This is a genomic window from Ligilactobacillus saerimneri, from assembly GCF_036689625.1.
Taxonomy (GTDB): Bacteria; Bacillota; Bacilli; order Lactobacillales; family Lactobacillaceae; genus Ligilactobacillus; species Ligilactobacillus saerimneri.
On record NZ_CP144759.1, the window covers coordinates 167,320 to 179,731 of the forward strand.

Below are 12,412 nucleotides of genomic sequence, written 5' to 3' on the forward strand. Positions count from 1 at the left end.
CGCTTTTATATTCTTTGTCAAGAAAGTTGACAACAATGTCAAAATAGTTACAATATAAAGGAAGAATTATGAAAACTGTGTGAGTAATTAATTATTAAATAAAGGACTGATTTTTTGAAAATCAATATGACAAATGTCAATCGAATTTGGAAAGACCTGATATTTGGTATCGGTGAAGTCAGCCAGATAACAGGGGTATCGGCACGCCAGATTCGTTACTGGGAAAAGAAAGGATACATCACGCCCCTGGACAAAGAAGAGGCAGCTATGCGCCGGTATGGATTGCCTGACCTCTATCAAGTATCACTGATCAAACATTATCTTGATGAAGGGTTTACCCTGAGTAAGGCGGCTGAAAAAGCCCAGCGTGCTCACGATAAGTACCGCAAATTGAAGACGTTTTTCAAGCAACGGGTAAAGCAAGTGAGCTTTGATGAAGAAGACAAGGGGTTAATCGATTTAGGGCAAGTAACGAGTCCTGACGGGAAGCAATACCATTTGGTGGGCTGTATTCGTGATGGCAAAAATGAATTTCAGCTGCGCCCACTTACTGCAGAACCGGATAGTAAAAATGAATAATGGCGAAAGGCTGGGAGAAAGCATTGTTTTCTCTCAGCCTTTGTCTTTATTCACTAATGATGCCCACTTACTTTTTATGGAGATATACTTTTCTTTAAACATTATAATTGACTGTTATATATTATACGTCATATAATATAGTTAAAGAAATAGTAAAGGGGGAATCAAAGTGAAGATCGCAGTCACAGCTGATCTGATGGATGGGTTAGTGTTGGCCCTGTTACTTCAAGAAGACCACTATGGGTATTCTTTAACACAGGATATCCAACAGGTGATTACCATCTCAGAATCGACTATTTATCCCATTTTACGTAGATTGAAAAAACATGGCTATTTGACGACATATGATGTCCCTTATGCAGGCCGTAACCGGCGTTACTATCAAATTACTGATGCGGGGCGGATGCATCTGCAACGGATTGTGAAGATGTGGAATGATTACAAAAACAGTCTGGATACTGTCTTTACCCAGGTCAATATTGAACCAACAGAGGAAGGTGAGGAAGGATGACGGTTCAGGAACAATATTTAGCTGAATTAAAGCAACACTTAGGGATGCTAACTGCGGATGAACAAGCAGAGGTCATGGATTTTTATGACGAATATTTATTTGATGCAGATTTAACAACGCGTGCTGAGATTGAAAAACGATTGGGATCACCACGGCAATTGAGCCGGAAGATTTTGGCTGATTATTCTATCCACCAGGAGGAAACCAATTCAGCGGATGCCAATTCCTCACCTCGAAGCAAGATCAAGTTAACAATCCTAATCTTGTTGGCAGCGACTTCGATGTTGACAATTGGTGGCGGGATAATTCTTTTTGGTGGTTTTATTACAATGGTCGCTGTTCTTTTTTCGTTTGGAATTACAGCGCTCGCCATTCTAGCTGCTATATTTGTGGCAGGATTTGTTGCCATATACATGGGGGTGGGCTTGCTCTTTACCAACTGGGCGGTCGGTCTTTTCTATCTCGGAGCTGGTTTGAGTTGTTTAGCAGGCTTCTTGATCATGACACCGTTGTGCATTATGGCAGTGCGGGGAATAGCACGCGGAATTAGCAACTTTACCCGGTACTGTTACACCAAGATTAAGGAAAGGAGAGCCGTACGATGAAAAAGATGCTTAAAATTGGTGGTGGCCTACTCTTAGTTGGGCTGGTGTTACTTCTGATAGGGTTGTTTAACCATGGTAATCGGATTGTGACTTTTCAGAGCGGGCGCCCAACGATTGTTTCCACGAAAAAACAAACAGCGCACGTGATTCCGCAAGGCAATCCCCAAAAGATTCATGTTGATGCCACGGGTGCTCAGGTAACTATTCGGCGGGGGACAAAATATCAGGTTAGTTTCTCTGGACGACAACCCCGACCCCAGATCAAGGCAACCAAAGATGAAATATTCGTAAAAGCTAAGGACCACGGGGGCGTAGTCAGCTTAGCCTTTAATGATGAAAACTATACTTTACCCCGGATAGAGATCACTGTACCAGCAGCCGTTGAACTCAAGCAGTTGACTGTCAATGTTACTGATGGGGTCTTGCATTTAGATGGGGTTACAGCTAAACAAACGGCGCTAACAACTAGCGACACGGATATAACGCTGTCTAGGAGTAGCTTGGAAGACGGCAAGCTTGATATTACTGATGGCGAATTAGTTGGGCAAAATGGAACCAGTTTGAAGCAAATAAGTGTGCGAAGCAGTGACACGGATGTTGACTTCCACCAGGTAACTTTAGATGGGACCAACATAGACAATGCTGATGGGGATGTTGAAGGGAATGATATTACTATCAGCAACCGAGTTACGATTCGGACTAGCGATGGGGACAATGAATTACGCAATGTTACCGCCCAAGGCTTCATTCTCCGGGGTGGTGATGAAAACGTCTTGCATGGGCACCATAGTAGTGATACGATTCGAGATCATGCTGAAGCTCAGGATGTTTTGGAACTAATCACCAATAGTGATGGTGACAACGAAATTATGTGATGTGTTAGAATGAAAGTGAGAAGGAGTATTTATAAAAGGGAGGAATTGCTATGGCAAAGAAGCAATTAGTTAAGTCGCGTGACAAGATAGTTGCTGGTGTTTTAGGTGGTGTGGCTGAGTATCTTGGTTGGGACAAGACCATTGTCCGCATTATCGGTGGTGTTTTAATTTTAACTACTGGTTTTGGTTTGCTAGCATACATTATTGCGGCCATTGTGATGCCCAATGCTCCACGCAAAAAGCATGATAGTGTGATTGAAGGGGAGTTTACTGAAAGACCGTAGTTACTGGGGATCTATACAAAGGAGTGTTAGAAATGCTTGATCGAATTAGTTTAACTGTTGGTGCTCCAATGGCAATTAAATACGTGATGGATGAATATCCAGAGCGGCGGATGCTATATTTTAAGAATGCAGAACGTGAACGGTACATGTTGATGGATATTACTGGTGGCAAGCAGGTCTTGTTATCCTCAGACTTACAGTTTAATTTGCTGTATGATAATGAAGCAGATACTGATATCTGGGATGGGTTCTTCGAACTTAGATACGTTACCCTTGATAAGGATGAACAGAAAGTTTTTAACTCACTATTAGATGAATGGCGGCTACCAAGTACCCGCCCAGCTGGTTTGCTGCGGACGATAGTAGGCCAAAAGAAGCACCCTCGTGATGGTGAATACCTCTTGATCACTATTTGGGACACCAAAGGAGCATACTTGGCTTGGCGGAAGCAGCCTGTGACCCAGAACCGCTTCCTTCAGTTCGAATATAGTGGCGGTCCAGGGGCGCTAGTTAAGCAGTACGAGCAATTAACTAAAGATGAAATCATCACTGAGGTTAATGAAATTCTCGCTGAGGAAAAGGAAAAAGATCAAGAAGAATGGCAGAAAAATTTCTAAAATAAAAAAGGAGGAGGTGTTGTAGAAACGACACCTCCTTCTTTTATTATGCGGCAGATTGTAAAATTTAAGTTGAACATTTTAGTGGACAGAAAAACCCATAAAGGTCTTTAATGGTGTCGTCACAACATTCCATTAGAAAGAAGGACCTTTATGGGCACCACTATTTTATCATTTGAAGACCGCATTGTCATCGAAACGCTTCGTCATGAAAAGCGATCTCTTCGATATATCGCTGATTACCTGGGCTTTAGTAAGACTACTATCTTTAATGAAATTCACCGGTTAAAGGGTGAATACCATGCGACTAGTGCGCAAGCCGACCACGAAACTAAACTTAGTTATCGTGGCCGGAAATGCTCATTAACGGTTAACCTCAAACGACTAATCGAAGAAAAGATCAAGGTCCAAAAATGGTCAATTGAACAAGTAGCCCATGTGGTTATGATCGCCTATAAGACTATCTATAACTGGGTTGATCAAGGCCTCTTAGAGATTAGCTTAACTGACTTACCAGATCATGGTATTCGCCGTAAGCGGGCTAAAGAAACTCGTGGTACTTTTAGTCATGGTCGTTCGATTGAAGATCGTCCAGCTGAAGCTTCTGATCGTAATATTGCAGGTCATTTTGAAGCTGATACGGTTTTATCTGGTAAGCGCAAAGGTCAAGCAGTAGCTACGTTTGTCGAACGCAAGAGTCGCCTTACTATCGTTAAACGGCTTGATGGACGAGATAGCACTTCAATGACTAAGGCTATCCTTGAGTTAGCTAATCAATTAGGAACTAATCTCAAGACACTGACGGTTGATCACGGGAAAGAGTTCGCCAACTACCAATCAATTGAGAAAAATACCGGCGTGCCGTTGTACTTTGCACATGCTTATTCTCCGCATGAACGTGGTAGTAATGAGAATCGTAATCGAGTGTTACGGCGATTTATTCCTAAGGGTCAGCCAATTGAAGAGATTAGTGATGATGAATTGATTCAGATTAACTGGTATCTGAATTCACGGCCTCTCAAATGTTTGAACTGGCGAACTCCAATTGAGATCTTCTTGCTTAATCTGCGTCATTAAATTTGTTCAAGTTATTTATTGCAATCTGCCATGCCTAAAAATCATCTTCAGAAATATGTTCTTTAACCTGCCGGAAAATCATAATAATATGGCGATCAGCCAGTTCGTAGAGAACTTTTTGCCCTTGATGGTCTCCCCGGACCAACCCAGTTTGACGTAAAACTTTGAGTTGGTGGGAAACAGCTGACTGCGAGACTTCTAACTGCGCAGCGATTTCATTGACGGAAAGTTGGTGATCATAGAGCAAAGCAAGAATCTTGTACCGCGTTTGGTCACCAAATGCTTTAAAGATAGCGACGCTTCGCTCGATTTCTGCATCAGTGGGAAGAAAAAGTTTTTGTTTTGTCATTGTGCCACCTGTTTCACGTGAATTCAAATATAACTAGCATAATATTACTATCAAACAGCACGGGATGCAAAAGAGATATTTACCTAGGTCTATGAAAGTGCTATACTAAAACCAGTTAAATATATGAGTATATGTTCATATCTTAAATTAAAGATATCGAATTTAGCTAGTTGAATGAACGGAGGGGTAGGATGAAGCTAAGACTAACGCATGAAGAAAAAATCACATTGAGTATGATTGGATTCAGTGCCGCCCTGCTCTGTCTGGGGCATTGGCTAACTTGGCCTAATCCTGCACTGCTAGTGTATTATGGGGTAGCTTACCTACTTGTAGGTGGGGAAGTTGTCGTTAAGGCTTGTCGCAATATCATTAAAGGGCAGGTGTTTGATGAGAATTTTTTGATGGTTGTAGCTACCGTGGGGGCATTTATGTTGCAGCAGTACCCTGAGGCAGTAGCAGTGATGCTGTTTTATCAGCTCGGGGAGTTTTTCCAAAATCGAGCAGTTGCTAACTCGCGCCAGTCGATTACTGCTTTGATGGATCTCCGGCCTGATTATGCTAACTTGGAGCTCAATGGGCAGGTTCACCGGGTTCGACCAGAACAGGTTCAAGTGGGGGACGTGATCGTAGTTAACCCCGGGGAGAAAGTCCCAGTTGATGGATGTATAGTTGCAGGGCAGACGTATCTTAATACAGCAGCCTTGACCGGAGAAAGCCAACCACAGTATGTGACTGTGGGGGACGATGTTTTGTCAGGAACGATTGTCCAAGATGGGGTAGTCCGGGTCAGTGTTACCAAAGAATTCGGGGCTTCAACAGCTTCGCAAATCTTAGAATTGGTGGAGCATGCGAGTGAAAAAAAGACGGTAACTGAAAACTTTATCCAGCGCTTTGCTAAAGTATATACACCAATAGTAGTGGTCTTGGCAGCACTATTGGCAGTTGTTCCGCCATTAGTGACAGGCGGTGCGTGGGCAGTTTGGATTCAACGGGCCTTGATCTTCCTAGTGATTTCTTGCCCATGTGCGTTAGTGATTTCGATTCCACTTGGCTTTTTCGGAGGGCTCGGGGCAGCTTCCAAGGCGGGAGCCTTGATTAAAGGGTCAAACTTCCTCGAAGCACTCGCCGGAGTCAAAACAGTTGTTTATGATAAAACAGGAACTCTAACGCAAGGAGAATTTGCTGTGGTTGCGACTGTTCCCCATGCTGGGGTGGCGGAAGCTGATCTGATTCGCATGGCGGCTTTAGCAGAGACGGCTTCCCCCCACCCGATTGCCCAGTCAATTGTGGCATATGCAAGATTAGGACACGCAGCTATGGATCAAGTTCAAGACCGTAAAGAACTTGTTGGGCAGGGGGTACGCGCTTGCTACCAGGGTCAAGAATTGCTAGTGGGGAAGCGCGAACTCCTTTTGCAAGCAGGAATTATACTTCCTCAAGGAGAAACCGACCTGTACCAGGCGGGAACACGAGTATACGTGGCTTATGACGGGCAGTACCAAGGTTTGCTGGTAGTGGCTGACGTGGTTAAGCCAGATAGTGCAGCTACGGTTGCAGAATTGCGGTCGTTGGGGATTACTAAGCAAGTGATGTTGACCGGAGATGTTCCCCAAGTCGGTCAGGCCTTGGCAAATGAATTGCGATTGGATGAAGTTCACTGCTCTTGCCTCCCCCAAGATAAGGTGGCCTATGTTGATCGGTACAAGCAAGAACTAGCTGGTCATGCTCAAGTTGCTTTTGTGGGTGATGGCTTGAATGACACTCCAGTTTTGACCAGTGCTGATGTTGGGATTGCAATGGGGGACTTAGGTTCTGACGCTGCTATTGGAGCAGCTGATGTAGTATTGATGCATGATGATCCTAGTTCCCTAGTCAAAGTGGTTAATATTGCACGTAAAACAAAGCGAATAGTATGGGAAAATATCATTTTTGCCCTTGGTTGCAAACTCCTCTTTTTAGTTTTAGGCGCATTGGGCTTGACTAGCATGTGGGTCGCTGTCTTCGCTGATGTAGGTGTAACGGTGATTGCGGTAGTCAATTCGTTATGGTTGTTGCATACTAAGGACAAGCAGGTAGGGAAAATTCCGCCACGTCCACAATTCAATGGACAAAATAAGGATAAGGCAAGCATTATTTCATAAAAACTGGCCAGATTCGTTGAGGTATCAACGTTGGCCGGTTTTTTTATAGGCGAATTAAGTCAGTTGCACGAGAAATATGCAACTTTGCTTATATTTTTGAACAAAATAAATTTATGAAGCGTCATTTTAGTAATGGTTAGTTTGAGAAAAGCCTTTTTATATAACGGATTTAGTTAAATAATGCTAAATTGGTATAAAATTGCATACATAATTGTCATTTATTTAGCTTTATTGTATAATTCAGATAGTTCGAAAGGGCTTTCTTTTTTATTATGACGGGTCTTAACCCTTAGATTGCTATTATTTACTATTTAATTGAGAGCCTACGGACACAAAAATCAAGGAGGTAGTTAGCTATGGTAGGAATTATCTTAGCTAGTCATGGTGGCTTCGCCGAAGGGATTTACCAATCAGGTGAAATGATTTTTGGTAAACAAGAAAACGTCGCAGCTGTCATTTTAAAGCCTAATGAAGGTCCAGAAGATGTGCGCGCTAAAATGGAAAAAGCGATCGCATCTTTCGATGACCAAGACCAAATTTTGTTCTTGGTTGACCTTTGGGGCGGTACACCGTTTAACCAGGCAAACCAACTCTACGAAGAACACAAAGATAAGTGGGCAATCGTAGCGGGGATGAACTTGCCAATGGTAATTGAAGCTTATGCTTCCCGGTTATCAATGGAAAGCGCCCAAGAAATTGCGGCTCATGTCATTGAAACAGCCAAAGATGGTGTTAAAGTTCGTCCAGAAGACCTGGCTCCAGCTGAAGAAGCTACTAAGGAACCAGCTGCTGCGGCACAACCACAAGGGGCTATTCCTGAAGGAACTGTGCTGGGAGACGGTCACATCAAGTACGTATTGGCACGGGTTGACTCCCGGTTACTTCACGGACAAGTTGCCACTGCATGGTCCAAGTCTGTGCAACCAACACGGATCATTGTTGTTTCTGATGCTGTAGCGCATGATGAATTACGGAAGAAACTGATTGAACAGGCAGCTCCTGTTGGAATTAAAGCTAACGTTGTTCCAATCTCTAAGATGGAACAAGTGGCCAAAGACCCACGTTTCGGTGATACACGGGCATTGGTACTCTTTGAAAACTGTGCGGATGCCTTACGGGCAATCAAAGGTGGCGTAGATATCAAGGAAATCAACTTAGGTTCTATCGCGCACTCCACTGGTAAAGTAGTTGTTAACAACGCGATCGCCATGGGTCCTGACGACGTTGAAGCTATTGAAGAATTGCTCAAGATGGGTATCAAGTTCAACGTCCGTAAGGTTCCAGCTGATTCACCAGAAGATATCAACAGTCTGTTGAAGAAAGCTAACGCAGAATTAGCTAAAAAGTAATTCGATTTAGGAGGTAAAATTATGTCTGCAATTTCAGCAATTCTAGTATTTATTGTTGCATTCTTTGCGGGTATGGAAGGGATCTTGGATGAATTCCAACTCCACCAACCCCTGATTGCATGTACATTGATTGGTTTAGTAACAGGCCACTTACCAGAATGTGTTATTTTAGGTGGTTCCTTACAAATGATCGCCTTAGGTTGGGCTAATATCGGGGCTGCGGTTGCCCCTGACGCTGCCTTGGCATCTGTTGCATCTGCTATTATTCTTGTTTTAGGTGACCAAGGGACTAAGGGTGTTAATTCTGCGATCGCAATCGCTATTCCTTTGGCAGTTGCTGGCTTGTTCTTAACTATGATCGTGCGGACAATCTCAACTGCGATTGTTCACATCATGGATAACGGTGCTAAGAAGGGTTCTTTCCGGACTATCGAAGTTTGGCAATTAATCGCCTTAGCATTACAAGGTTTACGGATTGCTATTCCAGCTGCACTGTTATTAGCTATCCCTACTGCAACTGTTAGAAGTGCCCTCGAAGCAATGCCTGCATGGTTAAATGAAGGTATGGCTATCGGTGGGGGCATGGTTGTGGCCGTTGGTTACGCAATGGTTATCAACATGATGGCTTCCCGTGAAGTATGGCCATTCTTCGCTTTAGGTTTCGTTATCGCTGCCTTGCAAGAATTAACTCTGATCGCCCTCGGGACAATCGGTGTTGCTCTTGCTTTGATCTACTTGCACTTAGAAAAAGTTGGTGGCTCTGGCAATGCTAATGCTAGCCAAGGCTCAAGTGATCCACTCGGCGATATCTTGAATGACTACGAATAAGAGGGAGGTTATAAACATGGCTGAAAAAAGAATTACTTTAACAAAGAGTGATCGTTTACATGTTGCATGGCGTTCAACCTTCTTACAAGGTTCCTGGAACTACGAACGGATGCAAAATGGTGGTTGGTGCTACGCATTAATCCCTGCTTTAAAGAAGTTTTACAAGACTGAAGAAGAACGGAAAGCTGCTTTGGAACGCCACCTGGAATTCTTCAACACGCACCCATACTTAGCTTCACCAGTTATCGGGGTTACTTTAGCCCTCGAAGAAGAAAGAGCTAATGGTGCTGAAATCGATAACGCTGCTATTCAAGGGGTTAAGATCGGGATGATGGGTCCTTTGGCCGGTGTCGGTGACCCTGTCTTCTGGTTTACTGTTCGGCCTATCTTAGGGGCTTTAGGTGCTTCCCTTGCCCTGAGTGGTAACATCATGGGACCAATCTTGTTCTTCGTATTATGGAACATTATTCGTTGGGCCTTCATGTGGTACACTCAAGAACTGGGCTACCGTGCCGGTTCCGAAATTACTAAGGACCTTTCTGGTGGTATTTTGCAAGACATCACTAAGGGTGCTTCTATCCTGGGGATGTTTATCCTGGGTGCCCTGGTAGAACGTTGGGTATCCATCAAGTTCACGCCAGTTGTTTCAACTGTTAAGCAACAAAAAGGTGCTTATATTGAATGGGACAAGTTACCAAAGGGTTCTGCAGGGATCAAGGAAGCCTTGACTCAATACAACTTGGGTAAGGGTCTGTCCTTAGATAAGTACAAGGTAACAACATTGCAAAACAACTTGGATCAATTGATTCCAGGCTTAGCAGCTGTTTTACTGACATTCTTCTGTATGTGGTTATTGAAGAAGAACGTTTCTCCAATCGTAATCATCATTGGTTTATTCATCGTGGGGATTGTCTTCCACGTATTGGGGATCCTTTAATTTTGAATACGAAGGGATAACCGTAACGGAGTGATCCGCGAACGGGATGAGGTCTAGAATTCGAAAACGGGTTCTAGACCTCATTTACATTAGGACAATAAATTTATGGTAGAATGACAACAATAATACGATGAAGAGAGGCAAAAGAGTGGCAACAGAACGGTTAGTAGAATCACAAAACGAACATGTTGATTTGGAAGTTAAAGCAACTTCATTTATGGGCTTCAATCAATATGGGATGGCCAGCGTTGGTAATAAAGCATTTGAATTTTATGATGATCAAAATCCGAAGAACTTTGCTCAGATTCCATGGACGGAAGTAAAAACGGTTCGTGTTTCCCTCCTGTTTGGAGGACGGTGGATCCCACGGATTGCTTTTGAAACCAAGCGCAATGGGACTTACATGTTCGCGGTTAAACGACCACGGGAAGTGATCCGAGCAATTCACAAATATTTACCACGTGAACAATTTGCGACGGCGCGGTCCTTTAGCCAAATTGTTAAGACAGGGGTCAAAGCTGATATCAAAAAGCTTAAGCAACGTAAGAATAAGTAGTCTAAAAAGGGAGGAAATAACATGCCAAAAGTAGCGGTAATTTTTGCTGATGGGTGTGAAGAAATTGAAGGTTTATCAGTAGTGGATGTTTTACGCCGGTTACAGGTGTCCTGTGACATGGTTGGCTTGGATGATATCCATGTTATGGGGGCACATGATATTGCCCTGACCTGTGATAAAGTTGTGGGAGACGATCTTCTAACCTATGATATGGTAGTCCTCCCTGGCGGCTCTGGTGGGGCGCAACGGTTGCGTGACAGTGCCCAATTGCAGCATCTGATGCAAACCCGCTCTGAAGCTAGGCAATGGAACGCTGCAATGTGTGCTGCTCCCATCGCCTTAGCGCGGTACGGCTTGCTCACGGATACGGCCTTCACAATGTATCCAGGAATGAAGGACGATATTGCCAGTGAAACACCAGGAGCACGGTTTAGTGAGGAGATGGTAGTAGTCGACCAGGACCACAAGATTTTAACTAGTCGGGGACCGGCAACGGCATTGGCTTTTGCGTTTGGGATTGCTGAAGTACTGGGCGTTGATCCTGCACCACAGAAGGAAGCAATGCTGTGGAACTATCTTTTTACAAGAAAACACTAATACTTGAGTTAGAGGTTGGTAGAAAATTCAGTTTTCACCAACCTCTTTTTTTTATTTCCCAAAATGTCAATTTAAGTTAGAAAAAAAGTAGTTGCTCATCAGTGACATACTTCATGAATACCTCGTAAGGTGTTTGATAGCCCAATGACTTACGAGGAATGTTGTTCCGGTAGCTCATTATTTGAGCAACCTCTTCATCAACTAGGTGGCGGAGATCGCGGCCTTTGTGGAGCCCATCGCGCCGCAGAAGGCCGTTGTTGTTCTCGTTTAACCCCCGTTGGTTAGGTGCCCCCACCTCGGCAAAGTAGGTCTGGAGGTCAAATTGGTTGGCAATTGCTCGCCAGTCAGCGAACTCCTTCCCATTGTCGAAGGTAATCGACTTGAAGAAGTGGAGTGGAAACTTTGCCAGCCATTCCTGTAAGTGCTGGGTCACACTGGTGTCCGTCTTACTATGGACGTTAAGAATTACTTCGACTTTGGAAGTCCGTTCGACCAAAGTCATAACGGCGCCCTGATGTCCTTTGCCCTGGACGGTGTCGGCTTCAAGGTGGCTGAATTTACGGTTAAAGTTGGGAAAGTCGATAGCCCGTTGGTGAATGCTTTGGCCAAGTTGACCAGCCTTCCCCCGCCGTTCTATGTAACCATTGGGGCGACGTTTGCCTTTCATCGGCAAAGTCCGCACATCAAAGGTACCCCGCTCAAAAAGGCGGTAAAGCGTCCGCATACTACAGCTGAGTGGTTGTTCAGCGCGTCCCATGATTGTGTCTGGCGTCCGGTCTTGAGCCACTTTGGCTTTGATATAAGTTGCCTCATCAGTGGGCAATTGAATGGCCTTCCGACCGCAATGAGCCTTGTTTTTACGAATACTCTTGGAGCGTGTGGCCGGCGGCCAGAAAGCGATAAACTCGATAGACGGTTTCTAAGCTCCGATGCAAAAGTTTGGCGGCCCGGTAGGCTTTTACTCCTTGGTCACGAAAATTAGCGATCATCGTTAGTTCGTCTATGGTAAGATGATGGTAGGTCACTTGTGGTGTCCTTTCTTTTGCTGTATGGGTATTCAAAAGTCTACCACAAATGGCTTTTTATTTTTCTAACTTAATTTTACAA

At 44.1% G+C, this 12,412-nt stretch carries 14 protein-coding genes and 1 pseudogene; 13 read left to right on the forward strand and 2 right to left on the reverse strand.

The genetic code is table 11. The features are described 5' to 3' along the window. The first annotated feature begins 114 nt into the window (after positions 1–114). The 7 genes from V3C97_RS00740 (at position 115) to V3C97_RS00770 (ending at position 4,548) form a co-directional block, all read left to right on the forward strand. On the forward strand, positions 115–579 hold the full coding sequence (locus tag V3C97_RS00740; RefSeq protein ID WP_009553912.1) for a MerR family transcriptional regulator: 465 nt from the start codon (positions 115–117) through the stop codon (positions 577–579). A 169-nt stretch (positions 580–748) separates the two neighbouring features. Further along, positions 749–1,090: a PadR family transcriptional regulator gene (locus V3C97_RS00745; protein ID WP_027827032.1), complete on the forward strand. Its 342-nt coding sequence runs from the start codon at positions 749–751 to the stop codon at positions 1,088–1,090. Further along, positions 1,087–1,695: a DUF1700 domain-containing protein gene (locus V3C97_RS00750; protein WP_338434273.1), complete on the forward strand. Its 609-nt coding sequence runs from the start codon at positions 1,087–1,089 to the stop codon at positions 1,693–1,695. Before V3C97_RS00745 ends, V3C97_RS00750 begins: the two co-directional genes overlap by 4 nt. Then, positions 1,692–2,570, forward strand: coding sequence for a DUF4097 family beta strand repeat-containing protein (locus V3C97_RS00755; protein WP_338434274.1), 879 nt, complete (start codon positions 1,692–1,694; stop codon positions 2,568–2,570). Before V3C97_RS00750 ends, V3C97_RS00755 begins: the two co-directional genes overlap by 4 nt. A 50-nt stretch (positions 2,571–2,620) precedes the next feature. After that, positions 2,621–2,854, forward strand: coding sequence for a PspC domain-containing protein (locus tag V3C97_RS00760; protein WP_027827029.1), 234 nt, complete (start codon positions 2,621–2,623; stop codon positions 2,852–2,854). A 32-nt stretch (positions 2,855–2,886) separates the two neighbouring features. After that, positions 2,887–3,471: a hypothetical protein gene (locus V3C97_RS00765; RefSeq protein ID WP_268889213.1), complete on the forward strand. Its 585-nt coding sequence runs from the start codon at positions 2,887–2,889 to the stop codon at positions 3,469–3,471. Between the two features lie 153 nt (positions 3,472–3,624). Next, positions 3,625–4,548, forward strand: a complete 924-nt coding sequence (locus tag V3C97_RS00770; RefSeq protein ID WP_086118461.1) for an IS30 family transposase — start codon at positions 3,625–3,627, stop codon at positions 4,546–4,548. Positions 4,549–4,582: 34 nt separating this feature from the next. Here V3C97_RS00770 and V3C97_RS00775 read toward each other — a convergent pair whose 3' ends face one another. Continuing rightward, positions 4,583–4,897, reverse strand: a complete 315-nt coding sequence (locus V3C97_RS00775; RefSeq protein WP_338434275.1) for a metalloregulator ArsR/SmtB family transcription factor — start codon at positions 4,895–4,897, stop codon at positions 4,583–4,585. Positions 4,898–5,088: 191 nt separating this feature from the next. Here V3C97_RS00775 and V3C97_RS00780 point away from each other — a divergent pair, with 191 nt between their 5' ends. From V3C97_RS00780 to V3C97_RS00805, 6 genes are all read left to right on the forward strand, one after another. Next, positions 5,089–7,038 carry a heavy metal translocating P-type ATPase gene (locus tag V3C97_RS00780; RefSeq protein ID WP_338434276.1) on the forward strand — a complete coding sequence of 650 codons (1,950 nt, stop codon included), beginning with the start codon at positions 5,089–5,091 and terminating at the stop codon, positions 7,036–7,038. Between the two features lie 356 nt (positions 7,039–7,394). Next, positions 7,395–8,387 carry a PTS sugar transporter subunit IIB gene (locus V3C97_RS00785; protein WP_009553904.1) on the forward strand — a complete coding sequence of 331 codons (993 nt, stop codon included), beginning with the start codon at positions 7,395–7,397 and terminating at the stop codon, positions 8,385–8,387. A gap of 21 nt (positions 8,388–8,408) precedes the next feature. Further along, on the forward strand, positions 8,409–9,215 hold the full coding sequence (locus V3C97_RS00790; RefSeq protein ID WP_009553903.1) for a PTS mannose/fructose/sorbose transporter subunit IIC: 807 nt from the start codon (positions 8,409–8,411) through the stop codon (positions 9,213–9,215). A 16-nt stretch (positions 9,216–9,231) separates the two neighbouring features. Continuing rightward, on the forward strand, positions 9,232–10,152 hold the full coding sequence (locus tag V3C97_RS00795) for a PTS system mannose/fructose/sorbose family transporter subunit IID (protein WP_009553902.1): 921 nt from the start codon (positions 9,232–9,234) through the stop codon (positions 10,150–10,152). A 148-nt stretch (positions 10,153–10,300) separates the two neighbouring features. Further along, complete coding sequence (locus V3C97_RS00800; RefSeq protein ID WP_009553901.1) at positions 10,301–10,708, forward strand: DUF956 family protein; 408 nt, start codon at positions 10,301–10,303, stop codon at positions 10,706–10,708. 21 nt (positions 10,709–10,729) lie between these two features. Then, complete coding sequence (locus V3C97_RS00805) at positions 10,730–11,305, forward strand: DJ-1 family glyoxalase III (protein ID WP_027826903.1); 576 nt, start codon at positions 10,730–10,732, stop codon at positions 11,303–11,305. A 76-nt stretch (positions 11,306–11,381) separates the two neighbouring features. Here the strand turns inward: V3C97_RS00805 and V3C97_RS00810 are convergent. Further along, positions 11,382–12,330, reverse strand: a pseudogene (locus V3C97_RS00810) (IS30 family transposase). Positions 12,331–12,412: the final 82 nt, after the last annotated feature.

Excerpts from the sequence above, each read along its gene's own strand:
- V3C97_RS00765 (WP_268889213.1), top strand. The coding sequence starts at position 2,887 with ATGCTTGATCGAATTAGTTTAACTGTTGGTGCTCCAATGGCAATTAAA.
- V3C97_RS00790 (WP_009553903.1), top strand. The coding sequence starts at position 8,409 with ATGTCTGCAATTTCAGCAATTCTAGTATTTATTGTTGCATTCTTTGCG.
- V3C97_RS00785 (WP_009553904.1), top strand. The coding sequence starts at position 7,395 with ATGGTAGGAATTATCTTAGCTAGTCATGGTGGCTTCGCCGAAGGGATT.
- V3C97_RS00770 (WP_086118461.1), top strand. The coding sequence starts at position 3,625 with ATGGGCACCACTATTTTATCATTTGAAGACCGCATTGTCATCGAAACG.
- V3C97_RS00795 (WP_009553902.1), top strand. The coding sequence starts at position 9,232 with ATGGCTGAAAAAAGAATTACTTTAACAAAGAGTGATCGTTTACATGTT.
- V3C97_RS00780 (WP_338434276.1), top strand. The coding sequence starts at position 5,089 with ATGAAGCTAAGACTAACGCATGAAGAAAAAATCACATTGAGTATGATT.
- V3C97_RS00775 (WP_338434275.1), bottom strand. The coding sequence starts at position 4,897 with ATGACAAAACAAAAACTTTTTCTTCCCACTGATGCAGAAATCGAGCGA.
- V3C97_RS00760 (WP_027827029.1), top strand. The coding sequence starts at position 2,621 with ATGGCAAAGAAGCAATTAGTTAAGTCGCGTGACAAGATAGTTGCTGGT.
- V3C97_RS00750 (WP_338434273.1), top strand. The coding sequence starts at position 1,087 with ATGACGGTTCAGGAACAATATTTAGCTGAATTAAAGCAACACTTAGGG.
- V3C97_RS00755 (WP_338434274.1), top strand. The coding sequence starts at position 1,692 with ATGAAAAAGATGCTTAAAATTGGTGGTGGCCTACTCTTAGTTGGGCTG.
- V3C97_RS00805 (WP_027826903.1), top strand. The coding sequence starts at position 10,730 with ATGCCAAAAGTAGCGGTAATTTTTGCTGATGGGTGTGAAGAAATTGAA.